Raw genomic sequence first — 24,516 nt, forward strand, 5'->3', positions numbered from 1 at the left:
CACGCCCGCCGACCCGAACGACCACTCACCACGATCATGAACCTAAATTGCTAACCAGCAACTTTGCCGCTGCCCTGCTATAGAGGTGCTGGCTCGAAGTCGAGGTCGACGCGTTCGCCGCGCGCGCTGGCGTGCACGTCCGGATGCGTGTCGCCGAGCACCCGCCGGTAGCGGCGCATGGTCTCCTCGGCGAGGGCGTTGCTCTCCTCGTTCTGCCCGGTGGTCACCAGGTCGAGAGCGACGTTGGTCGCGCAGACGAGCGTATGCGGGTGATCCGGGCCTAGGAGCTCCCGGAACGCCGTCAGTGTCTCCTGGCCCATGGCCAGGGCCTCGGCGGGATGCCCGAGCACAGCACGGACCGTGGCCAGGTTGGCGACGCAGGTCAGCGTGTAGTGATGATCCGGACCGAGCCGTGACTGCAGGCCCGTGAGGGCTTCGCCGAGCAGCTTCTCGGCCTCTTCGGTCCGGTCGAGCTGACGGTAGACCAGCGCCAGGTCCAGCAGACAGCCGTAGGTGTAGGGATGGTCGGGGCCGAAGACATCGCGGAATCGGGGGATCGTCTTCCCGATGTGCTCGGTCGCCTCGAGCGGATCGGCCGCCACGCGTTGCGCATTGCCGAGGCTGATCGCCGCGGCGAGGCTCTCCGGATGCTCGGAGCCGAGACCCGGCGCACTGGTGTAGCGGTCGTATACGTCCCTCGCCAGCTCGAGAGCGCCGGCGAAGTCACCCGCCTTGCGTCGTGCAACCGAAAGATCCTTGGTGCCCTGTAGGACGTAGTTGTGATACGCGGGCAGCTCGCCCCGCTGTACCAGCTCCCGGTACAGCAAGTAGGTCTGCTCGGCCAGTTGCTGAGCTTCCAGATAGCGCCCGGCCTGCCGCATCCCTCGGGCGACCGCACCCATCGAGATGAGTACCCACAGGTCGTCGTCCTTGCCGGCGAGCGCCCGGCGCTCGGCGAGGTTGCGCTCGTCGGTTTCGAGTGCGCGGGCGTAGGAGCCGATCAGGCCGTAGTCGACGGCGAGGTTGTTCGCGACCCGCATGGTCTGCTGCGCGTCGTCACCGAAGACTCGCCGGGTCTGCGGCAGCGAGTCCTCGTCGAGCCGCCAGGCCTCGGTGAACTCACCGCGGGCGCGTAGGTCCGCGCCGTGGCCGTTGAGGATGATGAGGGTTTCCTCGTGGTCGGGGCCGAGCACCCGGGTAATCGCTTCGAGAGTCGGCCTGCGCAGGTCGTAGGCCTCCTGGTAGCGACCGAGGGTCCACAGGATGTTGGCCTTGATGCCCTGCATGACGAGGACGTCCGGGTCGTCCTCGCCGGAGTCGGCGATCCAGCACTCCAGCGCCCGGTTGGCCTCGGCGAGACCGAAGGTGAGGTCACCGGTGTAGTACAGGTAGCGGACGATCTCCTCGATCAGCCGGCGTCCCGGTGGCTGCCGGGAGCGGTAGACCTCGGAGGGCACGATGTGCGGCAGCAGTTGGCTGAACTGCGGCCAGTTCGCGGGCGCGTCCGGCTCCCCCGGATCGGCGGCGATCAGGAGTTGATGTACCTCGCCGCGGATGCGCTCCTGGTCCTCTTCGGGCAACTCGTTGCGGATCGCGATCTGGACGAGCCGGTGCACCTGCAGTGTGCGAGCGCTTTCGTCGATGCGGGCCAGCGCATAGCGGCCGATGTCCCGAATCGCCCGGCCGACGGCGAGCCGGTCGCGCATCGCGATGCCGAAGTCGGAGTCGAGGATGTACCTGCCCCGGTCGAGCAGCTCCAGCGAGATCGGTTCCGGGCCGAAGTACGCACAGCGGCGCAGCAGCCGCAGTGCGAACGGAGACTGCTCCTGCAATCGGGCCATGGACAGGTTCAATATCGATGCGACCGACATCGGGTAGTCCGACGGCTGGCCCTCCGATAGCAGCCGACCGAAGGTACCATGGAACAACCGCAGGTACTCCAAGGCGGTAATTCCCATTTCGAAATGGAGCGCACTCGCCTGTTCCAGGGCTAGCGGTAGATGACCGAGCGTCTCGGCGAGGCTGTCGATTTCCGCTTCACCGATTCCTCGCGCCCGCTTCCGCAGGAAGCGAAAGCTCTCCTGCCGCGAAAAAACGTCGACTTCCGTTCCGTGAGCTGTATCGAGCCAGCTCCGGTCTCGCGTGGTCACGATGACATGGCCCGGCCCGTGTGGGATGAACGGGAGGACCAGCTCGGGGCTCACAGCGTTGTCGAAGACCAGCAGCCAGCGGCGGTAGGGATCACCGCGACGCAGCGCGTCGACGACCAGGGCGACGGCGTCCTCGGTGCGCAGCGGGCCGCCCTCGGCCAGCCCCAGCCGCAGCGCGAGAGCCGCCAGCGCCGACCGGATCATGATGGGCTCCTCGGCAGTAACCCACCAGATAAGTTCGTACTCATCTTGATGGCGGAAAACATACTCGATAGCGATTTGCGTCTTGCCGACTCCACACATACCCTGAAGAGCGTAGGGTGAATTTACGGAGGTGCCCTGGTCGACCTCGATCAGCGCCCGGTACAGCCCGGCAAGAGGATCCTCTCGGCCGGAAAAATATTTGTTCCTACGAGGAACGCCACCCCACACAATTGGTCGCATCCGAGCAATTTCCGACGCATTCACATTATCACCGAAATCCCCCTCAAATTCATCAAATGACTTAAAGTCCTTCATCTCGACATTCGCCGCGCGATCGGTTTCCACGTCGCCCATCGCTTCGGATTTGCGTCCCGACCCGGACACATGCGAGGCCAGGCCAGCACTGGCGATACTAGGTGGACGCTGCTGATGGCCCGGGCGAATTGGGAATTCGGGCTCGACAACGGGTTTTCTTCGCCCCTGGATCGCCCCTCTAACCGCATCAAGGAGCCGCACGGAAGCGTCGGGGGCAGACAGCCCGAAAAGATCTATAGAGACCACAGTGTCGAGCACTCCGGGGCGCTCGCACTCCTCAATGCGGATGGGTAGGAGCTTACGCTTTAACCCTTCCGGGTCGGCAGCCCGCGCGGCACGCCACTCCTCCCCACCGTAGACTGAAGTTAGGTACCCCCGGGAAAGCACGGCGATGGTACGAGTAGCATGCTTGATGCCATGCTCCATTTTGAGCCGCCAGTCAGATCCGGGCACGAAGTCCCAGGCCTGAATGAGCACCTGATAGCCGACGGATTCCAACTGCCACGCAGTCCACTCGGCCCACTTCTGGTCCGAGGCAGTGTACGAGATGAAGAAGTCCCACCCCGGAGTGCTGTCACGATCCCCCAACATAGTCCGTCATTATCTACCACGGGCGGCACCAGGGAGCTCCTACGTCGAGGCCCAGGGTGCCAGCCGAGGCGTCCCTGCTTCCCGAACACCCGGCTGCCTCATCCTCTGTTTGGGTGATGGGCGATCGCAGGAGCGCGGGAGCGGACGTCTACGGTAGGTGATCTCGGCCGTTCTGGGCAAGGGATCGCTCCTGTGCGCTATCTCGACACCGCCGTCGGCGGCTCTGACCACTGTGGGGTGCCGGAACTCGGCCACTGGTGTTGACCTGGGGTTTTAGGCGGTTCTAGGCGGCTCGTTCGTATTCGTTGATCAGGCCGCCGAGGACGGGTCGGCGTTTGATCCGTTCCTGGGTCAGGTCGGCGATGGGGTGGTCGGGCCGTGGCGGTTGAAGGCCACAGCCGCGGTGGGGTCGTCGTCCGTTGTAGTGCCGTGCGTACTCGGCCAGGACGGTGCGCAGGTGCCGTTCACTGACGATCAGTATGCGGTCGGTGACCTCGGCCCGGACGGTGCGGACGAACCGTTCCGCGTAGGCGTTCGCGCGGGGTGTTCGGGGTGGGATCGTGGTGTTGGTGATGCCGGCGTCGGCGAGGACCGTGTCGAAGGAGACGGTGAACTGTCCGGCCCGGTCACGGATCAGGAACTGGAAGTCGGCCGCCCGGTCGCCGAGGTCCATGAGAAGGTTCCGGATCTGTTGGGTGGTCCACAGGCCGTCTGGGTGGGCGGTGACCCCGAGGACGTGGACTGAGCGGGAGCCGACCTCCAGGACGAAGAAGCAGTACAGACGCCGCAGCGCCACGGCGCAGTCCACGTGGAAGAAATCGACCGCCAGCATCGTCGATGCCTGGGTGCGCAGGAACTGCCGCCAGGTGGTGTCGGTCTGCCGTTTCGGTGCTGGGGGCAACCCGAATGCCTTCCAGATCCGGCGGATCGTGGACGCGCTGACCCGGTGACCGAGCTTGAGGAGTTCGCCCTGGATTCGCTGGTAGCCCCATGTCGTGTTCTCGGTCGCGAGCCGCTCGATCAGCGTGGCGATCTCCGGGTTGATCGGTGGCCGTCCTGTCCGGCGCGAATGAGTCCATTTCCTGCCCAGACCGGTAACAGGCCAGCCCCGCGATCGACACCCGCCCCGACCCACTCCCACGCACCCGCACCACAGGCGACCGTCCCCGCCGACCCCAACTGGTCACCCGAGGCGGCCGCAACGTCTGCCCCGCCTCATCCTCGAACACCACCCAACCCCCGGTGACCGCCGCTATTTTCTTGCCCGCCCCCACACCTCTTTTCGCCACACCACCACAGCCCCCTCGTCGCGTTCGACCGCACGGCGCACCGGCACCTGACACGACCAGCCCCGCCGGTCCAACAGCAACCACACCCCCGCCACCGTGTACTCCACCCCGAACATTCCGATGATCAGCTCCCGGATCCGGGCCAACGTCCACCGCTCATCCACCCAGCCTTGCGCCGCCGGCCCCCGATCCAGCGCGGCTTCCAACGCCCGCACCTGCTCTTCCTCCAACCGGCAACGCGAGGTGGGCCCCCGCGACCGCAACGCCGCCACCCCACCAGCCCTCCACCGCCGACACTCCACCGACCGCTCGCTCACCCGCAAACCCGCGGCAACCTCCCGATTCAACGCACCCTTCTCGAACAGACACGCAGCCTCCCGCCGCACCCATTCCCGACGAACCTGATCCTGGGCGGTCAACCCGCCACCCGTCGCATACCTCATACCAACCCACTACCCAACCCCCAACGATCACCGTGGCGATCACCACCGGACCAACCCGACCCGAAACATTAAAGATCAGTAATCGTACGGACATAGCCGACCATCATGCCGATGGCCCCGCACTGTCGCATCAGCCCAGGTCGCAGGCCCAGGCCGGCTTCCGGCACCCCACAGGGTCGGGCTCGGCGATCGGGCGCATCCGGTGTGGGTGTCGACCGACGGCGCCTGGGCGAACGGCCCGCTGCGCGGCGCGGCCCCCGTCACCGCCGCTCGTTACATCGGCGCGGCGGCCCGGGCGACGCACCGAGCCGCCCGGCTGGCCGCGATTGCCGCCGAACTGGCCGCCCTGGACCGGGCCGCGGCCGAGCACTCGGCCCGGCGCGCGGACCTGACCGAAGCCGGCCGCCTGCTGGAAGCCATCGTCCGCGCGGCGCCCCGGTCGGGGGCGCTGGTCACCTCACGCGTTCTCGCCGCGGATGCGCGGCGCCGGGCGGCCAAAGCAGCGGCGAAGGCCCGCGACCTGCGCCGGGCCGCCGCCGGCAGGCGGGACGCGTGGGTCCGGCACGCCGACGAGCACCGCGCGCTGTGCACCCAGTTCGGCCTGCCGAGCGACATCGCCGGCCTGGAGACCGTGCGCGACGCCGCCCGGGAGGCCATCCGCCGCGAGCGGGACGCCCAAGGCCGGCTGGCCGCGCTTGCCACCGCCATCCGTGAGCATGTCGAGGCCCTGGACCGGTTCGCCACCGAACAGGATGCCCGGCGGTCGGCCGAGAGCACCGCCGAGCAGGACTGGGCCCGGTGGAACGGCGGATCGGCGCGGCTGGCTGCGCTGGAGGAACACGTCGGCGCCGCCGCGGCGGCCGCCGAGGCGGAACTGGCCCGGACCGAGCGGGAGCTTGGGCACTGCACAGAGCAGCTCACCGAAGCCCAGACCGCCGCGGTCCGGCTGGCGGCCGAGGTCACGACGGCCGACCTGGCCGAGCGGGCGGCCCGCGACCAGCTCGATGCGGCCCGCGACGCGATGGCCGCCGCCGACCGCCGCCTTGCCGCCCGGCTGGCCCTCCCCGGTTTTCTCTCCGCAGCCGGCGGGGCATCGGCAGACCTCGACGCCGCGATTGCCTTCACCACATCCGCTGGATCCACCACATCCGCCGGATCCGCCGCGCCCACCGCATCCACCGCGGCGGACGGGTCGAGCCCGGCAACCGGGTCCGAGGAGACGCCGGAGGCGACCGAACCGGTCGAGGTCGCCGAGGTCGAGGCGCGGGCGCGGGCGGTGCTGGCCATGCTGGCGTCCCGGCCGAAGTCGACGGACGAGAACGCGGTGATCCGCGCCCAGCAGACCCTGGAACGGGAACTCGGCGGCTCGTTCGACGTCCACGCGTCGGTGATGGACAGGGTGCGCCTCGTCGAACTGGCCGACACCACCGGCCGCCGGCCGCTGGCCGATGCGGCGGTCGAACTGCGCCGGCAGCGTGACGCCGGCCAGGCTGCGCTGTCCGAACGGGAACGCACCGTCTTCACCGACTTCGTCATCGGTGGGGTGGGGGAGGAGCTGCGCCGGCGACTGTCCCAGGCCACCGAGCTGATCGCCGCGATGAACACCAGCCTGGGCTCGATCAGCACCTCGCACGGCATCTCCGTCCGGTTGCGCTGGACGCTCACCGGCGGGCAGTCGAACGCGGCGGTCGCGCCGGTCAGCGGGAATCGCAGCTCCATCGCCCGCATCCACGAGTTGGTGTCCACCGCGGCCGAGGTCCGGTCGGCCGCCCGTACCGCCGAACTGACCGACCTGCTGAAAGCCGAGGTCGACGCGTATTTCGCCGCCGACCCGACCGCCGGCTACGCCACCCATCTGCGCCAGGCGCTGGACTACCGGCGGTGGCACCAGATCGACGTCCTCATCACCGGCCCCGCGCCCGGCCAGGAACGCCGGATCAGCCGACGGGCCAAACTCAGCCAGGGCGAGACCCGGTTCGTCTCCTACGTCACCCTGTTCGCCGCGGCCGACGCCTACCTTTCCAGCCTGCCCGACACCGGCCGCGCCCTGCGGCTGATCACCCTGGATGACGCGTTCGCCAAGGTCGACGACCGGACGATCGGCGAGCTGATGGGCCTACTGGTCCGCCTCGACCTCGATTTCGTGATGACCGGCCACGCCCTGTGGGGGTTCTACCCGCAGGTCCCGGCACTGGACTGCTACGAGGTCCGCCACCGGGAGGGCACCGCCGCCGTCACCACCCGCACCCACTGGGACGGCCACAGCCGCCACCTCGCCCCCATCGGCTGAGACCCGCGGCGGCCAGCTGCCCGACCTGGGAGACTGTCCCGACATGCTGACCCAATCACCATGCTGACCAGACCGCCATGCTGACCGAACCGGTCCTGACCTACCTTGCCCATCCGGGCCTCGCCGACCTGTGGACGGCGGCTCGGCACCGCCTGGAACGCAATCGGCTGACGGCCGCCGGCACGATCCGGGTGACCATGGATGCGGCCGGGGCGGATCGACTCGGTGGTCTGCTCGGCCGTCCGCTGTCGGCCGGGACGGTCCCCGTCCGGCTGGCGGATCTTGATGAGGCCCTGCGCCGCTCGGCCGCCTCGGCGGGTCTGCTGTCCGTCGTCGCCCAGCTCACCGGCTCCCCGCTGACCGATCGCCGGGCCCGCCGCGAGGCCGCGCAGGCCGACTGGACGGCGGTCTGGGCGACCCTCGACACCCGCTTGGCCGAGGCCGGCCTGGCCGACGCGCCGTGGGTGACTCCGTGGATCGACGGCCTGCGCCGGGCCGGCACGCTCACCCGGATCGGACCAACTGCGGCGATGTCAGCCCTCCAGGACGCCACCGCCGCGCTGCGGCTGCTCCGCCCGGTGCTGCTCGACCTCTGCGGAACGCCCACCTGGGAGCTGGCCGAGCTCGCCGGGCGATGCACTGGGGATCGCACGGGCTGGACGAGGGCCGGGCAGCCGGGCTGCTCGTTCTGCGGGCGGCGGCAGCCGCGCTGGGCGTCGACGTTCCGGTGACGTCGGCGCAGCGGCGGTCGCTGTGGGCGATGCTCGGCGTGCTGACCGACCAGGTCTCCGGCACGGTGATCACCTGGGCACTGCGCCCACCCGGCTCGTCCCGCTGGGCCGCGACGATGCGGGAGCGAGCCGACCTGGGTCTGGTCACGCACCTGACCGTGCAGGAACTCCGATCCGTCGGCACCGACGCTGGCACCGGCATCGCGCTCGCGGAGCCCGGCCGGGTGCTGCACGCCTGCGAGAATCCCCAGGTTCTGCAGGCCGCCGCCCGGGCCGGGAGCCCGATGCCGCTGCTCTGCTTCGCGGGCAATCCGGCGGCTGCCGGCTGGGCGCTGCTCGATCAGCTGGTCGCCGACCGGGCCGAGGTCCGCTACCACGGCGATTTCGACTGGCCGGGCATGGCCATCGCCGCCCGTGTGATCGCCCGAGGCGCGCGGCCGTGGCGCCTCGCGGCCGCGGACTACACGTCGGCGGTCGCCAGCCTGCCCGCCGACGGGCGCCTGGACCTGACCGGCCGCCCCGGACCAACCCCTTGGGCCCCCGACCTGGCCGCCACCATGACCCGGGCCGGGATCGTCGTCCACGAAGAAGCCGTACTCGCCGAGCTACTTAAAGATCTTCAGGTCAAGGATCCATCCACAGCCACCGGATGATCGGCCCCGCCCCGCGAGCGAGCCGGCGAGCGGCCAACCAGCTCGCGCCCGGCCTCCGAGCCCCCAGCCGAGCCGGAGGCGAGTGCCTGGCGACGCTACGACACCCCCCACTACACTCTCGCGCGCCGCCTGTGCGGCCACGCAGATTACTCCAGGTCGCGGCTGCGGTCGGGCACCCACCGGTAGAGGTCTCGGGGTGGCCTGGCATAATTTTGGACGTTTGGCCGGTCCGGAATGACAAGCGGGGGTCGCTCGACCTCCTGGTACGGAACGGTCGACAGCAGGTGGCTGATCATGTTTATGCGGGCTCGGCGCTTGTCGTCCGCCTCGACCTCGAACCAGGGCGATTCCGTTGTGTCGGTGTGGACGAACATGTCGTCCTTGGCACGGGAGTAGTCCTCCCAGCGGCGGATGGACTCCAGGTCCATCGGTGAGAGCTTCCAGCGGCGCATCGGGTCATCCAGCCGGTCGCGGAAGCGGTCGTCCTGCTCGGCGTCGCTGACCGAGAACCAGTACTTGCGCAGCATGATGCCATCGTCGATGAGGAGCCGCTCGAACACCGGGCACTGTGCGAGGAAACGTCGGTGCTCGGCTGGCGTGCAGAACCCCATGACCCGCTCGACGCCGGCGCGGTTGTACCACGACCGGTCCATCAGGACGATCTCGCCGGCGGCGGGCAGTTGCTCGATATAGCGCTGGAAGTACCACTGAGTTTTTTCCCGCTCCGTTGGCACCGGGAGGGCGACGATCCGGGCGACCCGCGGGTTCAGATATTCGGTGACACGTTTGATGGCGCTGCCCTTCCCGGCGGCGTCTCTACCCTCGAATATCACGACCAGGCGTCCGCCAGTCTCGCGAATCCACTCCTGCATGGCCACCAGCTCAGCCTGGAGCCGGAGGAGTTCCTTCTCGTAGAGCTCACGTTTCAGCCGCGGTGCGGCGTCACGGGTGCCGGTCCGGCGTCTGACTTGTCCGCTCATACCTGTCCAAGGAAGGGAACCGAAAGGTCTGGTCCATGAGGGCCACCATTATTCCATCGGGCCTTCTCATCCCCCCACCCCGACCAGGCGGGTGTCGTACCCGCCTTACCCGCGCCACCGAGGCGCCTTCTCCCTTGCGGCGTGAGCGTGCTGGTGCTGCGGTCGTCCATTCAGGTCGGCAGCTCGGGAAACGTAGTGTACGCCAGTGGACGGTTGTGAGAAAGCGCCCGGACGAAGAGCCTGCGGACGGTGGTCTGGTCGCGGCGTGCGCTGGCAAGGATGTCGATGATCTGTCCGTGCTGGTCAACAGCGCGGTGCAGGTAGGTCCAGTGGCTGGCGATCTACACCTACGTCTCCTTGGCAAACCACCTGTCGCCAGAACGGCGTCGGCAGGGTCGGACCGCGTCGGCGGTCAGGAGTGCGAAGCGCTGCACCCACTGGTAGATCGTGACATGATCGACCTCGAGGCCCTTCGGCGAGCAGTTCCTCGACGTCCCAGCATGACAGCGTGAACGCAGATGCCACCGCACCGCAGGCACGATCGCCTCGGGCGGGAACCGGAACCCGGCGAACTCCGGTGTTGGGACCGGTGGGAAGACACGACGTCGACGCATCCACCGATCATGATTGATCGTCAGCTCGGTGACGGCGGACATCGCCGATGCAACTGTGTCCCTCTACCTCCGGTCGAGGGTGGCAAGCCATGCCCTGACGTCGGCCTCTCGGTAGCGGACATACTTGCCGATCTTGAGGGCGCGTGGCCCATAGCCGGCGGTTCTCCATTTGTAGATCGTATTTACCGGTACGACGAGATTGCGCGCCAGGTCATGGACAGTCCAAAGGGGTTCTTGCCCGTTCAGGCACACGATATTTTTTCCTATCGGGAAAGATTGCGCTTTGCTTGTGCGAGTGTGATCGCAGGTTCCGGAATTCAAGGACTGCAGAGATCCCGGATGGCTGCTCCGACCTGCGTGCCGGACACGAGTCCCTTGTCCTCCTTCCCGGCGATCCGTATGTGGGTGAGGCGGCGCCATGGCCCCTGTGAACAGCGGAATCTCGCCGGCTTCACCCGAGGTCCGGCATCCGTCCAAACAGTTAGGCGGTCAGATCCAGCAACTGGCGGAGCGTCTTGCCGCTCGCGTCATGCGTCCAGTTTCTGTTGCCGTCGATCTGTGAGCCCACACACTCCTTGAGGGCGGGTGAGGGCCCGCGGAATGATCGGCCGTCGGGTAGCTGCGTCCAGCCGTCCGTGGTCACGATCGCGTGGTAGGTCGTGCCGCTTCGCTTGCGGACATGTGTCAGGCGGTCGCCGGGTTTCACGAGTCCCGCGTTCACGAGCTTCGCGAGGTTGCCGGGCTGACGTGCGGCGACCGGCTCATTGGTCTCCGTGGGCGCGGAGAGCCCCAGGACGCGGCGCAGAACATCGTTGGGGGTATCGACGAAGGCCGCAGCCTGATCCTGTAGGCGCTGGAAGACTTCGTCGTCGATCTCGATCCGTGGGGTCACGTCGACTCCCATCCAGAGGGTTAATTGACTCCAAGTCTGCAAGACTCTGAGTCTGGAGTCAAGGGGCTGAAGCTGGCGACGATCCAGTCGGCGATGGGGAAGTGTCGTGGTCGAGCCTCGGGTCCGCGGCCAAGCCGGCCAGTCGGTCGCGCTGCAGGTCCGCACGGTTCCATCCGCTCGGGCTCCCGGAGGGTGCACTCGGTGCAGGCTGGGATGTGGGACTAACCGTGTACAGCTACTATGGTGCTGTCAACGCTTAGGAGATGTCGTGGGTTTTGAGGCCCTGCCTGCGGTGTTTCGTCTGGATCAGGCCGTTGCCGCGGGCCTGCCCAGGATGACCCTCAGCCGCCTGCACGCGGCCGGTGTGATCGGCCGTGTCGGCCGTGGTGTCTATGCGAAGCCAGGAATGGTCGATCCCGCGCTGGCCCCGCTCGCGGGAGCGGCCACCCGCCAGCCGCGCGCCACGCTCTGCCTGGCCAGCGCGCTGGCCAGGCACGGGCTCAGTGACGACATCTCCACCTCCCACGACATCGCGTTGCCCCGCGGAGCCCGGCCGCCAGCCGGCTTCCCCCACGTGACCTGGCACCACTTCGCCCTGGAGACCTTCGAGGTCGGCCGGGTCGCGCTGCCGGTCGGCGGGGTCGACGCGGCGGTCTACTCACCGGAGCGGACGATCGTCGATGTCTTTCGCCTCAGCTACCTGGAAGGCGAGGAAACCGCGGTCGAGGCCCTCAAACGCTGGCTCCGCCAGCCGGGCAACCACCCCGCCGGCCTGCTGACCGTCGCGGCATACTTCCCCGCCACGCTGCGCCGGCTGCGTCGGACCCTGGAGATCCTCGTATGACCCCGAGCGCCCCACCCGCGCCACCGCCGACGGTCGCGCCTACCTGGATCTGCAGAACGCCGCCCGCCGCGCGGGCCGAGACACCGCCGAGTACCTTGCCCTGTACGCGCTGGAAGGTTTCCTCGCCCGGCTCGGCGCATCCGGCTACGCGCAGGACCTCGTCCTCAAGGGCGGCGCCCTGCTCGCCGCCTACGCCACCCGCCGACCCACTCGCGACATCGACCTGCAGGCCACCAGGCTGTCCAACGACGTCGAAGAGATCGTAACGGTAGCCCGCGCCATCGCCGCGCAGCCCCACGACGACGGCCTTACCTACGACCTCACCACGATCATCGGACGTGACATCCGCGACGAGAACAAGTACGCAGGCGTCCGCGTTTCCATCACCGCGCGCCTGGCGACCGCTACCGTCCCGTTCCACCTGGACGTCAACTTCGGCGACCCGATCTGGCCCAGCCCCGTCACTGTCGCCCTGCCGCTCCTGCTCGGCGGCCGGCGCGGACCTGCCTGACCAGCCTCGTGTTCTCACGCGCCGGCTCGGCCTACCTCGCCGAGGGCTACACCGGCTGGCCGGCGCGCTGACCCGGTCGCCCCGCGTCGTTGCGGGGCGCCCGGGGGCTCCTAGCGCACCGCGATCGGGTTCACCGGCGAGCCGACCGCGCCGGTGACCGGCAGCGGGCCGGCGACCAGGAAGAACTCGTAGACGCCGTCGGCGGCGCAGGCGGCCCCGAGCGCGTCGAGGTCCCACATCTCGCCGAGAAACAGGCCGATGTGCGGGATCGCGACCTGGTGCAGGGGCTGGAAGGCGTGGTCGAACTCGTTCGGCCGGACCTCGAAGCCCCAGGTGTCCGTGGCGATGGCCGCGATCTGCGTGCCGTGCAGCCAGTCGACGGTCGTGAAGGACAGACCGGGCGCCGGGCCGCCGGCGTAGTCACCCCAGCCGTCCCGCCGCGCCCGGGTGAGCTGGCCGGTACGCGCCAGCAGCAGGTCGCCGCGGCCGACGGCGGCCGAGGCGCCCTGGCGCTCGATGGTCCGCTCCAGGTGCTCGGTGGTGATCGCGAACCCGTCGGGCAGCTCGCCGTCGGCACCGATCGCGCGGCCGACGTCGAGCAGCACCCCGCGGCCGGCTATGACGTCGGCGACGGTCTCGATGCCGGTGACGAGGTCGCCTAGGCTGGTGACGACCTTGTCCGCGGGCCGCCCGTTCCACGCCACGCCGTGGTCGAAGATGTGGCCGAGGCCGTCCCACTGGGTGGAGCACTGCAGCGGCATCGCGATGACGTCGTCGGCGCCGCCGATGCCGTGCGGGAAGCCCTGGTCGCCGTGGACGGCGTCCACCCCGGTGTCGAGCATGGTGTGAACCGGGTTGGTGCGCCGCCGCCAGCCCTTCTGCGGGCCGTCCATGTCGAAGCGCTGCGCGAGCGAGTACGACTCGCCGGTCCGCACGAGGGCCGCCGCCGCGCGGCGCTTGTCCGCGTCGAGGAAGTTCATGGTCCCCCGGACGTCGTCCGCGCCCCACCGGCCCCAGTTGGAGACCCGCGTGGCCGCCGCGGCGATGGCTGCCGCCGGGTCGGCCCGGTCGAGGTCGCCGGGATTCATCGCCCGCCGTCCAGCTCGGCGAGGGTCTCCTCGATCCAGTCGGCGATGAAGCTGCCGACGTGGGGAAGGTGGTCGAGGCCGATGTGCTCGCTCGCGCCCTCCGCGGGAGCGAAGATCCGCAGCTCGCGCTTCGGGCTGTTCACGGCCTGCTCGTATGAACGATGCGCGTACGCGACCGGGATCTGGCGGTCGGTCTCGCCGTGGGCGATGAGGAACGGCACGGTGATGTGCTCGACGACGCCGTCGAGGTGGACGTCCTCGGCTTTCGCGATGAACGTGTCCAGGTCGGTCTCGCCCCAGACCCACAGAACGTGCTCCCAGTAGTGCGGGACGGGGTTCTCGCCCTCGCGCTCGAGCCGGCGCTTCTGGACCGCGCCCCAGTTGTGGTTCGCGCCCCAGGCGACGCACAGGGCCAGCCGCTTCTCGAAGGCGGCGGCGCGCGGGGCGTAGTAGCCGCCCAGCGACCAGCCGACGAGGCCGATCCGGTCGGTGCGCACGTCGTCGCGGGCCTCCAGGTAGTCCACGCAGGCCTTCGCCCAGTCCTCCGTGGTCACCCGGGCGGTCAGGCCGCGCAGCCGCAGCGCCTCGCCGCTGCCCGGGCAGTCGACCATCAGGGTCGAGATGCCGCGGGCGGCGAGCTCGACGGCGAAACCGGAGGCGTACATGTGCTCCTTGGTCGAGTCGAGCCCGTTCCACATGACCATCACGGGCGGCCGGGGCCGGCCCGGTGTCGCCGCGCCGGTGAAGTACGCCGGCAGCGAGGTCCCCTCGAACGGCACCTCGACCCGGGTCGTCGCCGGGTCGATCAGCTCGATGCCCTTGGCGAGCAGGTCCATCAGGCGCTGGTAGACGGCCGGCCGGTCGGGGCTCGCCGCGCTCTGCATCCGCTCGGCCTGACTCAGGTAGTTCGAGGCGCGGATGTACTTCTGGCCGGCGCCGCGCCGGTGGCCGGCCTTCTCGGCCTCGGCCGCCTGCGCCTCGAGCTGGTCGGCGACGGCCGCCCACGCGGCCATCAGCTCGCGGGTGCCGACGTCCGCGCCCTGCGCGGCCAGCTCGCGCAGCGGCCGGCACGCGCGGTCGACCTCGTCGATCAGGCCGCCGCTGTTGAGCGTCGCGACGACGCTCATGCTCCAGACGTAGTTGCCGGGGAAGTACTCGAACATCGTGACCTCTTTCTCGAGCGCCGCGGCGTGGCTGAGGCCGCGGACCGCCCACTTGCTCGCCGTGTACGCGACCGGGTAATGGCCCTGCGGCGCCGCGAGGGACCCGGCAGGTGACGAGCCCGTGCACCGGCTGACCATCGACCTGGGCGGCGGACGCGACCGCGGCGCCGATTCCCGCGGCGGCGCCGGTGACGACGACGGTGCGGCCGGCGAGCGCGGTCACGGCGACGCCGCCTTGCGGGCCAGCGCCGGGTCGCGCAGGCGCGCGGCGGGCAGTTCGGGGGCTGGTTCGGCGACGCCGACGACGTTGGTGAGCGAACCGAGGCCCTCGACGGTGAGCGTGACGACGTCGCCCGGCGCGAGCGGGGGCGGGTCCTGCGTCCCGCGCCGGCCCCACAGCTCGCCCAGGCAGCCGCCGTTGCCGACGGTGCCCGAGCCGAGCACGTCGCCGGCCTCGACCCGGCTGTCCCGGGACGCGTACGCGATCATCACCTCGAACGTCCAGCCCATGTTGGACAGCAGGTCACGGCCGATCTCGGCGCCGTTGACGCTGACCGCGCACCACAGCCGCAGGAACCCGTCCTCGTCGCGGAAGGGCTCCAGCTCGTCCGCGGTGACGATCCACGGGCCGAGGGTCGTGGCGAAGTCCTTGCCCTTCGCGGGGCCCAGGCTGACCTGCATCTCGCGGGCCTGCAGGTCGCGTGCCGACCAGTCGTTCATGATCGTGTAGCCGAACACGTGCTCGCGGGCCTGCTCGACGCTCAGCGAGCGGCCCGCCCCGGTGACGACGACGGCGACCTCCAGCTCCAGATCACGCGCCGCGCAGGCGGCCGGGAAGGGCACCGTCTCGTCGGGCCCGAGGATCGCGTGCGGGTTCGTGAAGTAGAAGGTGGGCCCGTCGTACCAGGCATCGGGCACGCCCGCGGTGCCGGTCACGGCCTGGCGGATGCCCTGCACGTGCTCCTCGAAGGCGACGAAGTCGCGGACGGACGCGGGGGCCAGCGGGGCCAGCAGCCGGACGTCGGCCAGCGGGTGGCCGTCGGCGGCGAGCGCCTCATCCGCGAGCCGCCGTACCTCGTCCAGACCGCGCTCGACGAGGTCGCGCATGATCAGCCCCGGCGGGAACGGGTGAACCCGCTCGCCCGAGACGACGCCCGTGCGGGGCTGGCCCGCGCCGGCGCCGGCCCTCGCGTCCGCGTCGGCGGTCGTGGTGAAGGTGGCGAGCCTCATCGAAGACACTCCCCTGCGGCACCCACGAGCGGCGGCGATGGCCAGGTCATGCCCACGACTCTTGTCCCCGCTGCCATCCAGGGGAAGCAGGTTCTGGGGATACCACGTATTCAGGATCCTTATGTGGCGGCGCCCGAAGACGTGCAGCCTGTGCTCGCGCTTGGGTACGTCGCCCCACAGCGTGCGGCGGACGAGTGAGTCGATGCCGTCGGCCCCGACCAGCACGTCCTGCTTGACGTGCCCCCGGACCTTCCCCCGGATGTTGCGGAACTGCGAGTCCGTGGGTGCGCCGAGATCGTCGGTGTCGACCCCGAGCAGCCCGAACGCCCTCAACGGCGGTGGCCACAGGACGCCGTCGACGACGAGGTCTTCGTGCGGGACCTGGGCGAGACCGCGACGCGCTACCTGCCGGGCGGGGTCGCCCGCTGAGCCCGCCGCGGCGGGTGCCGGGTACCGGGTCGGCCGCGCCACCGGGCCCGCTCGGCGACAGACATCAACGGCGCGGATCGCCGGTATTCAGAACGAGAGTTTCCGCCGGGCGCCGCCGCGGGCCAATGCTGGCCCGGGGACCCGCTCGACGCGAACGGAAACAGTCATGACCGATCGACTGATCACTCACCTGCGGCACGTCGACCTGGCGGTGCCCGACTACGACAAACAGCGCGATTTCTACACCGCGCTCTGGGGCCTCACCCCGGTCGCCGAGGACGACGGCATTGTCTTCCTGGCCGCCGAGGGATCGCCGGAGCAGTACATCGTGCGGCTACGGAGAGACCCGGACAAGCGTCTCGACCTCATCGCCTACGGAGCGGCGACGCCCGCCGATGTCGACACGCTGGCCGAACAGCTCGGTAGCGCTGGCGTGCGGCTGGTGAACGAGCCCGGTGCGTTGCGGACCGCCGGCGGTGGCTACGGTTTTCGTTTCTTCGACGTCGACGGCCGGACCATCGAGGTCTCCGCCGACGTCGCCACCCGCCAGCACCGCGCGATCGAGGAGCGTGAGTCGATCCCGGTCCGGCTCTCGCACGTGGTCGTCAACTCGCCGGACATCGCGCGCACCCAGGAGTTCTACGAACAGCACCTCGGCTTCGCGCTGTCCGACACGCTGGTCCACCCCTACGCCGGTGAGCTGATGCGGTTCCTGCGCTGCAATCGGCAGCACCACAGCCTGGCCGTAGCCAAGGGCCCGCACGTCTCGCTGCACCACGTCTCCTTCGAGCTGCGCGGCGTGGACGAGTACCTGCGCGGGACCGGCCGGCTGCTGCGCGCCGGAACCCGGATGATCTGGGGGCCGGGCCGGCACCTGGCCGGCGACAACACCTTCAGCTACTTCATCGACCCGCACGGCAACATGGTCGAGTACACCACCGAGCTGGAACTGCTCGACGAGGACACCTGGCACCCGAGTCTGCACGACGTCTCCCAGCTCGCGGTCCAGGACCAGTGGGGCACGGCGAACCCGTTCGACGACCAGCTGGCCAAGGAGAGCTTCAACGACGTCGACCGCGGCCTGTTCGTCGCGCCGCCCGTCTGATCCCCCGGACGAAGGAGTCCACCGATGCCCGCCTTGGGCAGCGTTCTGGTCGTCGGCGCCGGCATCACGCTGCAGGGCGACGCGCTGCGGGTGCTGCGCCAGCTCGGCGTCCTGGACCGGTGCCGGTGCCGGTGCCGGTGCCGGTGCCGGTGACGGTCTGGCGGACACCCCGCACGCGGAAGCCCCGCGGTAGAAGGGGCGCCGCGGCCGGTCCGCTGCGGGGCGGCCCGGCCGCGGCGGGCTGGGGCGTCAGGCAGGTTGACTGACGAGGTTGGCGATCGTGCGGGTGAGACCGGGTACGTCGCCTTGGACGTGGTCGAGGTTCCACTGGGCCATCTGCACCGAGGCCTCGACAACCATCCGCACCCGTTCGAACCGCCGGGCGGTGAACGCCGTCCACAGCTGGTCGTCGACCGTGGCCGAGGCCGTGAGGAGCCCGGCCAGTACCGCGGCGTCCTCCAGGCCGACGGCGGCGCCCTGCGCGATCGTCGGCGGGCAGACGTGTACCGCGTCACCGATGAGGACCACGCGCCCGCGGTTCCAGGGCGGGTCCAGCAGGTGGGCGTCGAAGCCGGTGTAGTTGAGGTGCCGCGGGTCGGTGAAGGAGTCGCGCACCTCGTCCCACGGGCCGTGGTAGGCCCGGGACGACTCGAGGAAGTCCGCCAGCTGCTCGGGCGGCGTCTGGGCGGTCCGGTCCCGCGCCGCTTCCACCAGGAACCAGTACGCGCTCGTCTCCGAGGTGGGTGTCACGCCGGCGATATAGCACGGGCCGCCGAAGGTGACCTGGGACGAGACGAGGTCGGCTGGGCGCGGTCCGACCATCCGCCAGACGCCCATCCCGAGGCGCCTGGTCTCCAGGGGAATCCCGAGCATCCGGCGCGTCGACGAGCGGATCCCGTCGGCGCCGATGACGAGGTCGAAGCGCTCCGACGAGCCTCCTGAGAACCGGACGTCGACCCCTGACTCGTCCGGGGTGAGCGCCTCGGGGGTGGTCGAGAACCGAATCCTGACGCCAGCCCTCTCGGCGCGGTTCGCCAGGATCCGGGCGAGGTCCGGGCGGTACATGCCCATGGACGGCGGCACGTCAGGGCCGCCGAATGCCAGGTCTTTGACCTCGGCCACGACGGTCGCCCGCTGGTCGGGAATCCGCACCACGAGCTTCGAGAACGGGTATCCGACGGCCGCGCACTCGTCGAGGACGCCAACCTGGCGCAGCACCCGCAGCGCGTTGCCCTGCAGCGTGATACCGGAACCGAGGGCACTGACCGCGGGGTTGATCTCGGCCAGGTCCACGGCGACGCCCGCCTCGGCGAGCAGGATCGCCGCCGCGGTGCCGGATAAGCCGCCTCCGACGACAAGGACATGGTTGACAGCAGGCATGGGAGACTCCTTTGTCCGTTTCTGCTGGCCTCAGGGCTGGTAGGGGTGCACGGCCTCGTTGGGCTGGTACCGGAACTTGTGGCCCCACATTTCCGGGCGCTTGCCCTTGCGGAAGTTCAGGTTGTTGGGAGAGCGCCCTTCCGCCCCGTCGATCGCGACGCCACCCCAGCCATATTCGATCATGAATCCGCCCGGGGTGTGCACGTAGTACGAGATGACCTGGTCCCCGACGTGCCGGCCGAGGGCCATCTGCAGGTCGGGGTTCGCGTCCCCGCCGAGCACCTCGAAGTACGAATAGCCGACGTCGTCGATGTCGGCCGACTCCAGGTAGACGTGGTGCAGCCCGACCGAGTTCGGCACCTCGAGGAACGCGACGCTGTGATGCCGGGGGTTGACCCGCAGGAACCACATCTCCCCGACGGGCGGCCTCAGGGTGAGGATCTCGCTCGGGACGAAGCCCATCGCGTCGATGTAGAAGTCGACGGCCTGGCGCGCGTCGGGTACGGCGAACACGACGTGGCCGAGCCCCTGCTCCTTGGTGACGAACCCGGCGTGCGGCCGCGGCGGATACCAGTAGTGGTAGTTCGACTCCTGGTAGGAAAACAGCTCCAGCGGCTGGCCGAACGGGTCCTCGAACTGCACGAGCTGGTCGACGCCGCGCCCCCTCGCCACGTTCCTGTCAGCGAGGCGGGGCTTTGCGCCCGCCTGCTCCAGACGCCTGACCGCGGCGTCGAGATCGCGGTGGTTGAGCACTTCCCAACCGGCGAACAGCATGCGGTAGTCGTCGCCCGGATGAAACGAGAGCCGATAGTCGGCGTCGTCGATTTTGAGCCGGACGGCGCCGTCCTCGCCGTCGGGCCCGAGCATGCAGCCCAGCACGTCAGGGCCCCAGCTCCGGAATTCTTCGTACTGGGGTGTCTGAACGCCGACGTAACCCAGCTTCGCAATCAGGCTGCCCACGGGGCTCCTCCGGTGTGATGTGTGCCAGTGATGCCGCTGACGCTAGAAAGGGAATGTGGTCAGCGGAAGTACGTCGTTGCTATTTCTCTGATCCACCGGACGCATGATTGACCCGAGGGCCGCCCCGCACAGGTCGAGTACAGGGTGGCGCCGACGGCGGTGGACGCGCACGACACGATCTGGCGCCCCCCGTCGCGTTCCGGTTCGGTCAGACGATCTCGGCGACACAGCGGTTACGCTGCGCGCCCAGGCCCGCGATGGCCGCCACCATGACGTCGCCTGGCCGCAGCCAGCGCCGCCAGTGGCCACCGTTGCCGGCCGGGCTGCCCGTGAGCAGCAGGTCGCCGGGCAGCAGCGTGTTGGACACGGAGGCGGCGGCGATCAGGTTGGGAACGTCGAACAGCATGCTGGCCGGGAGGTCGTCCTGCAGGCGCTCGCCGTTGAGGTCGAAGGTGATCCGCAGCTGCCGGTGGTCGGGGACCTGGTCGGCCGGGACCAGGAAGGGGCCGGTGGGCAGGAACGTCGGGCGGTTCTTGGCCCGCAGCCAGTCACCGCCGAAGACCTTGTTCTCGGGCGGGAACTGGAGGTCCCGAGCGCTCACGTCGTTGCACACCGTGTAGCCGGCGATGTGGTCCATCGCCCGGTCCCTCGACACCCGGTGCGCGCGGGTGCCGATGACGACGGCCAGCTCCGCCTCCCAGTCGACCTGCGCGGCCTCCGGCGGCAGGACGACGTCGTCGTCCGGGCCGGTCAGGGCGCTGGGCAGGCCGGCGAACAGGAACGGGAGGCCGTGGCGGACCTTCTCTTCCATCTCCCGCTCGGCGGCCTGGCGCAACTCGTCGTCGGACCGGGTGTCGTCGGACGCCTTGCCGGACACGATCATCTGCGCCACGTGGGACCGGTAGTTCGCGCCCGCCTGGATGATCTGCCGAGGCTCCACCGGCGCCAGCACCCGCAGCGCCGACAGGGGCAGACCGTCGCCAGGGCCGGCCTCGCTGGCCAGCCGGGGCAGGGCCACCGACACCGTCGCCCATTCCTCGAGCAGGGCCAGGTAGGTGGGGGCCCCCTTCACCAGGCCGTCATCCGGCAGCCGAAGGACCCGGTCGCCGAGCGCGAGCCCGGTGAACGGGCCGGTGCCGTCGTCGAACCGGCCGAGCGCGTAGCCGTCGATGGGCTGTGTCATGGCGTGCTCCTGAGCTCAGGCCGCGGATGGCGGGGCGCGGTGCCGGAGAGTGCGGCCTGGCCGGCGTACTCGGCGCGGTCGCCCAGCTCGGACTCGAGGCGCAGCAGCCGATTCCACTTCGCGGTGCGCTCCGAGCGCATGGTCGAGCCGACCTTGATCTGGCCGGTGCGCCAGCCGACGGCGAGGTCCGCCAGCCAGTCGTCCTCGGTCTCGCCGGACCGGGCCGACAGGACCGTGGCGTACCCGGCGGCGTGCGCCTGGCGGACGACGGCACGGGCCGTGGTCAGCGTGCCGGTCTGGTTGGGCTTGACGAGGACCGCGTTGGCGACCTGCTCGTCGAGGCCGCGTGCCAGCCGGTCAGGGCTGGTGACGAACAGGTCGTCGCCGAGCAGCTGGCGGCCCGCGAGGCGCTCGGTGACTGTCTGCCAGCCGGCCCAGTCGTCCTCGGCGAGCGGGTCCTCCAGGGAGAGGATCGGATAGCTGGCGCACCAGTCGACCAGCTCGTCGACCAGCTCGCCGGCGGTCAGCTCGCGGGACTCCGCGGCGAGCACATAGCGCCCGTCCGCACGCACGAACTGGGTGGCGGCGATGTCGATGGCGATCCCGACGTCCGCGCCGGGCCGCAGCCCGGCGCGCTCCGTCCCGGCGACGAGGATGTCCAGCGCCGAGCGGTTGGTCGGTAGGAGCGGGCCGAGCCCGCCCTCGTCGGCGACCAGGGCCACCGGCAGGCCCCGGGCGGCCAGCTCCTCGGCGGCGCCGGCGCGGACCCGGGCCGCCCATTCGATCGCCTCGGCGAACGAGGCCGCTCCCAGCGGGACCGCGAGGAAGTCCTGGACGTCGATCGAGCGGCCCGAGTGCGCGCCACCGGAGATGATGTTGACCATGGGCAGCGGCAGCAACGGGGCGCCGGAGCCGTCGGCGACCGCCTCGAACAGCGGTACTCCGCGTTGCCGCGCGCCGGCCAGCGCCGCGGCGACCGACACGGACAGCACGGCGTTGGCCCCGAGCCGGTGCAGGTCCGCGGTGCCGTCGAGGGCGCGCAGCCGCTCGTCGAGCGTGGCCTGGTCGGTGCTGTCGAGGCCGCGGATGGCGTCGTTGATCTCCCCAGCGACGTGGGCGACCGCGCGGCGGACCCCCTGACCGCCGTACCGTGGGCCGCCGTCGCGCAGCTCGCGGGCCTCGTGCCGGCCGGTCGAGGCCCCGGACGGCACCGTCGCCGACCCGGTCGCCCCGCCGTCGAGGCGGACCTCGCAGCCGACTGTGGGCCGGCCGCGGGAGTCGAGCGCCTCCCAGGCGAACAGTCCGGTGATCGTGGTGTCGCTCATGTGAGCCGCTCCCAGGTGTCGGTCAGCGTGGCGGGTGGGTCGACGAGCATGCCGCGACCGAGCGCTCGGGTGCGGGCCCGGCCGGCCGCGGTGAGGTACTCCGCGGGGCTTTTGCCGTCGACGCGGGCGAGCAGCAGGCAGCCGGTCTGCCGGATGAGCTGGGCCGCGTCGAGCGGCACGCCTCCGTGCGCCACGCCGTTGAGCCGCTCAGCGTCGAGCCCGGCGAGGAAGGCCCGTGCCGCCGCGGCGTAGGCCGATGCCGACGCCGGCCGGTGGATGGATTTCAGCAGCAGATGGCCGACCGTCCAGGCGGGATCAAAGGTCGGATCGCCGAAGTGGGCGACCTCCCAGTCGATGACCCACAGGCCGGTCGCCGCAGGGCCGACCAGCACGTTCTTCGGGGTGTAGTCGCCGTGGACGAGGCATCGGCGGTCCGCTGCCATGCTTTCGATCGTCTGGTGGATCGGGCCGGCCAGGTCAGGGTGCCGTCTCGCGACGGTGCGGTGGAACGGGTCGACCCGGAGCTGGTCGAAGGCCGTCACGTCCTCGAACCCGGCCGCGACGTCGGCCGCGCGGGCGGTGGCGGTCTGCCAGCGGCCCAGCGCCCGGCCGAGCTGGTCGGCCACGGTGACCTGCGCCGTGCCGGCGAGCAGGTCCTGCTTCCAGGTGCGCCACGGGTCCGGGGCCCGTTCGATGACCAGGTAGCCGTCGGCCAGGTCGAGCACCGCGGGGACCGCCCCGGGCACGAGCCGGCCCGCCAGCCGCAGCGCCCGGCCCTCCGTGTCGATGCGGGCCGGGTCGGCGAGCCACTCCTCGGCGACGCGCAGCCGGCCCAGCGCCCGCTTGACGACCGCGTCGAGCCCGGGCGCCCGGACCGCGACGACGTCGTTGGACACCCCGCCGGCCAGCTCGCGGACCTCGACGTCGAGCGGGGACGCGGCGAGCCCCCGGCTGACCAGGTGGCGGGCCAGCGCGCCGGTGTCCAGGACGGGGGCCGCGGTCACCGGGCCGCCAGCGGCGAGCGCAGGGCGGCGCTGGTCAGCACGTCCGGGTTGACGACGCTCTGTGGAACCCGGCCCCGCAGCACGTCGACGACGTTGCCGGCGGCCTTGCGCGCCAGCTCGGCGAGCGACCCGTCCGAGGAGAAGGCGACGTGTGGGGTCAGGACGACGTCGGCGCGGCCGCGCAGCGGATGGTCGGCCGGCAGCGGCTCGGGTTCGGTCACGTCCAGCGCGGCGCCCGCGATCACTCCGGCGTCGAGCGCGGCGAGCAGCGCGGCCGTGTCGACGAGGCCGCCGCGGGCGGTGTTCACCAGCCACGCCATCGGCTTCATCGCGGCCAGCTGCCTGGTCCCGATGAGGTGACGGGTCCCGTCGGTGAGGGGCACGTGCAGGGAGACGATGTCGGCCTCGCGGAGCAGCTCCTCCAACGAGGCCGCGCGGTGAATCCCTGGGTCGACGCCGCCCGAGCGGCTGAACGCGACGACGTCGAGACCGACGGCCCGCGCGCGCGGTACGAGCGCGCTGCCGATCGCGCCCAGCCCGACGAGACCGAGCACCCGGCCGCGCAGCCGGACCGACGTGCCGGGCACCGAACGGCCCCAGCCGCCCGCCGCGACGTCCCGGGTGAACGGGACCAGCCTGCGGGCCAGGGCGAGGATGCCCAGCAGCGCCGAGTCGGCGACCTCGTCGGTGCAGTAGGTGGGGACATTGCTGACGACCATGCCGAGCCGGGTGGCGTGCTCGACGTCGATGTTGTCCACACCGACGCCGTAGCGCGCGACGGTGCGGCAGCGCGGCGCCGCGTCCAGGACCTCGGCGGGGACCTGCGCGAAGCAGGTGAGGATGGCGTCGACGTCGGCGGCGAGGGCGGCCAGCTCGGCCCGGTCGCCGGTCGGGGCCACCACGAGCGTGGCCCCGGCCTCGGCCAGCACCGCACGCTCCACGTCCGCCGTGGGCCAGGCGATGTCTGTCGCCAACACCCTCGGGCGGGTGATCCCTGGGTCGTCCCGTTTGCTGTGGAGGCGGTTCATCGCATCGGCTCCTCGCGGTCGCTGAACCCGTTCGATGCTAGCCTCGGGCTTTCACCGGGGTGATCGTCTGTTGGGGTGCCGGGAATAGGAAAGTGCTCCTGAGCTGGGAGGATT

Annotated in this window: 21 protein-coding genes and 2 pseudogenes; 7 read left to right on the forward strand and 16 right to left on the reverse strand. The window is 70.4% G+C overall.

Translation table 11 applies throughout. The features are described 5' to 3' along the window. Positions 1 to 77: 77 nt before the first annotated feature. The 3 genes from fxsT to MXD59_RS27575 all read right to left on the reverse strand — a co-directional run bounded on the left by fxsT (position 78) and on the right by MXD59_RS27575 (position 4,992). Positions 78 to 3,260, reverse strand: coding sequence for an FxSxx-COOH system tetratricopeptide repeat protein (gene fxsT / locus MXD59_RS24365; RefSeq protein ID WP_248826918.1), 3,183 nt, complete (start codon positions 3,258 to 3,260; stop codon positions 78 to 80). 283 nt (positions 3,261 to 3,543) lie between these two features. Further along, the gene (locus MXD59_RS24370; protein ID WP_248826919.1) at positions 3,544 to 4,401 is read right to left on the reverse strand and encodes an integrase core domain-containing protein; all 858 of its coding nucleotides are present in this window, start codon (positions 4,399 to 4,401) and stop codon (positions 3,544 to 3,546) included. A gap of 111 nt (positions 4,402 to 4,512) precedes the next feature. Then, entirely contained in the window at positions 4,513 to 4,992 is a 480-nt protein-coding gene (locus MXD59_RS27575; RefSeq protein WP_372512195.1) for a winged helix-turn-helix domain-containing protein, read from the reverse strand. 208 nt (positions 4,993 to 5,200) lie between these two features. Between MXD59_RS27575 and MXD59_RS27120 the strand changes: the two genes are divergently transcribed. From MXD59_RS27120 to MXD59_RS24390, 3 genes and pseudogenes are all read left to right on the forward strand, one after another. Further along, on the forward strand, positions 5,201 to 7,282 hold the full coding sequence (locus tag MXD59_RS27120) for an SbcC/MukB-like Walker B domain-containing protein (protein WP_248826921.1): 2,082 nt from the start codon (positions 5,201 to 5,203) through the stop codon (positions 7,280 to 7,282). 197 nt (positions 7,283 to 7,479) lie between these two features. Further along, a pseudogene (locus MXD59_RS24385) lies at positions 7,480 to 8,042 on the forward strand (TIGR02679 domain-containing protein); the annotation flags it as partial. Positions 8,043 to 8,129: 87 nt separating this feature from the next. Next, complete coding sequence (locus MXD59_RS24390; RefSeq protein WP_248826936.1) at positions 8,130 to 8,666, forward strand: DUF2399 domain-containing protein; 537 nt, start codon at positions 8,130 to 8,132, stop codon at positions 8,664 to 8,666. Positions 8,667 to 8,812: 146 nt separating this feature from the next. On the opposite strand, the gene ppk2 is transcribed toward MXD59_RS24390, so the two are convergent. From ppk2 to MXD59_RS24410, 4 genes and pseudogenes are all read right to left on the reverse strand, one after another. Continuing rightward, a complete protein-coding gene (gene ppk2, locus MXD59_RS24395) occupies positions 8,813 to 9,646 on the reverse strand; it encodes a polyphosphate kinase 2 (protein WP_248826922.1) in 834 nt (277 codons plus the stop codon). Positions 9,647 to 9,837: 191 nt separating this feature from the next. Beyond that, a pseudogene (locus tag MXD59_RS24400) lies at positions 9,838 to 10,260 on the reverse strand (IS6 family transposase); the annotation flags it as partial. A gap of 63 nt (positions 10,261 to 10,323) precedes the next feature. Next, positions 10,324 to 10,680, reverse strand: a complete 357-nt coding sequence (locus MXD59_RS24405; RefSeq protein ID WP_248826923.1) for a helix-turn-helix transcriptional regulator — start codon at positions 10,678 to 10,680, stop codon at positions 10,324 to 10,326. A 61-nt stretch (positions 10,681 to 10,741) separates the two neighbouring features. Beyond that, positions 10,742 to 11,152 carry a restriction system modified-DNA reader domain-containing protein gene (locus tag MXD59_RS24410; RefSeq protein ID WP_248826924.1) on the reverse strand — a complete coding sequence of 137 codons (411 nt, stop codon included), beginning with the start codon at positions 11,150 to 11,152 and terminating at the stop codon, positions 10,742 to 10,744. Between the two features lie 268 nt (positions 11,153 to 11,420). Here MXD59_RS24410 and MXD59_RS24415 point away from each other — a divergent pair, with 268 nt between their 5' ends. Both MXD59_RS24415 and MXD59_RS27580 read left to right on the forward strand, forming a co-directional pair. Continuing rightward, the gene (locus MXD59_RS24415) at positions 11,421 to 11,996 is read left to right on the forward strand and encodes a type IV toxin-antitoxin system AbiEi family antitoxin domain-containing protein (RefSeq protein WP_248826925.1); all 576 of its coding nucleotides are present in this window, start codon (positions 11,421 to 11,423) and stop codon (positions 11,994 to 11,996) included. Between the two features lie 178 nt (positions 11,997 to 12,174). Then, the gene (locus MXD59_RS27580; protein WP_372512196.1) at positions 12,175 to 12,507 is read left to right on the forward strand and encodes a nucleotidyl transferase AbiEii/AbiGii toxin family protein; all 333 of its coding nucleotides are present in this window, start codon (positions 12,175 to 12,177) and stop codon (positions 12,505 to 12,507) included. 110 nt (positions 12,508 to 12,617) lie between these two features. Here the strand turns inward: MXD59_RS27580 and MXD59_RS24420 are convergent, their stop codons facing one another. The 3 genes from MXD59_RS24420 to MXD59_RS27125 all read right to left on the reverse strand — a co-directional run bounded on the left by MXD59_RS24420 (position 12,618) and on the right by MXD59_RS27125 (position 16,459). Further along, entirely contained in the window at positions 12,618 to 13,595 is a 978-nt protein-coding gene (locus tag MXD59_RS24420) for a cyclase family protein (RefSeq protein ID WP_248826926.1), read from the reverse strand. Beyond that, positions 13,592 to 14,758, reverse strand: a complete 1,167-nt coding sequence (locus tag MXD59_RS24425) for an alpha/beta hydrolase family protein (protein ID WP_248826927.1) — start codon at positions 14,756 to 14,758, stop codon at positions 13,592 to 13,594. The genes MXD59_RS24420 and MXD59_RS24425 overlap by 4 nt, the downstream gene beginning before the upstream one ends. A gap of 219 nt (positions 14,759 to 14,977) precedes the next feature. After that, positions 14,978 to 16,459: a fumarylacetoacetate hydrolase family protein gene (locus tag MXD59_RS27125; protein ID WP_248826928.1), complete on the reverse strand. Its 1,482-nt coding sequence runs from the start codon at positions 16,457 to 16,459 to the stop codon at positions 14,978 to 14,980. 124 nt (positions 16,460 to 16,583) lie between these two features. Between MXD59_RS27125 and MXD59_RS24435 the strand changes: the two genes are divergently transcribed. Together MXD59_RS24435 and MXD59_RS26760 are read left to right on the forward strand one after the other, a co-directional pair. Further along, on the forward strand, positions 16,584 to 17,522 hold the full coding sequence (locus tag MXD59_RS24435) for a VOC family protein (RefSeq protein WP_248826929.1): 939 nt from the start codon (positions 16,584 to 16,586) through the stop codon (positions 17,520 to 17,522). Positions 17,523 to 17,546: 24 nt separating this feature from the next. Further along, positions 17,547 to 17,675, forward strand: a complete 129-nt coding sequence (locus MXD59_RS26760; RefSeq protein WP_283097443.1) for a hypothetical protein — start codon at positions 17,547 to 17,549, stop codon at positions 17,673 to 17,675. 96 nt (positions 17,676 to 17,771) lie between these two features. Here the strand turns inward: MXD59_RS26760 and MXD59_RS24440 are convergent, their stop codons facing one another. The 6 genes from MXD59_RS24440 to MXD59_RS24465 form a co-directional block, all read right to left on the reverse strand. Next, on the reverse strand, positions 17,772 to 18,902 hold the full coding sequence (locus MXD59_RS24440) for an FAD-dependent monooxygenase (protein WP_248826930.1): 1,131 nt from the start codon (positions 18,900 to 18,902) through the stop codon (positions 17,772 to 17,774). Positions 18,903 to 18,932: 30 nt separating this feature from the next. Next, the gene (locus MXD59_RS24445; protein WP_248826931.1) at positions 18,933 to 19,862 is read right to left on the reverse strand and encodes a VOC family protein; all 930 of its coding nucleotides are present in this window, start codon (positions 19,860 to 19,862) and stop codon (positions 18,933 to 18,935) included. A 208-nt stretch (positions 19,863 to 20,070) separates the two neighbouring features. Then, positions 20,071 to 21,045 (reverse strand): fumarylacetoacetate hydrolase family protein, encoded by a 975-nt coding sequence (locus MXD59_RS24450; RefSeq protein WP_248826932.1) that lies wholly within the window; start codon positions 21,043 to 21,045, stop codon positions 20,071 to 20,073. Next, on the reverse strand, positions 21,042 to 22,370 hold the full coding sequence (gene eno / locus MXD59_RS24455; RefSeq protein ID WP_248826933.1) for a phosphopyruvate hydratase: 1,329 nt from the start codon (positions 22,368 to 22,370) through the stop codon (positions 21,042 to 21,044). Before eno ends, MXD59_RS24450 begins: the two co-directional genes overlap by 4 nt. Continuing rightward, a complete protein-coding gene (locus MXD59_RS24460; RefSeq protein WP_248826934.1) occupies positions 22,367 to 23,374 on the reverse strand; it encodes a phosphotransferase family protein in 1,008 nt (335 codons plus the stop codon). Before MXD59_RS24460 ends, eno begins: the two co-directional genes overlap by 4 nt. Continuing rightward, positions 23,371 to 24,402 (reverse strand): C-terminal binding protein, encoded by a 1,032-nt coding sequence (locus tag MXD59_RS24465; RefSeq protein ID WP_248826935.1) that lies wholly within the window; start codon positions 24,400 to 24,402, stop codon positions 23,371 to 23,373. The genes MXD59_RS24460 and MXD59_RS24465 overlap by 4 nt, the downstream gene beginning before the upstream one ends. Between the last annotated feature and the right edge of the window lie 114 nt (positions 24,403 to 24,516).

It is taken from the genome of Frankia umida (assembly GCF_023242945.1).
GTDB lineage: Bacteria > Actinomycetota > Actinomycetes > Frankiales > Frankiaceae > Frankia > Frankia umida.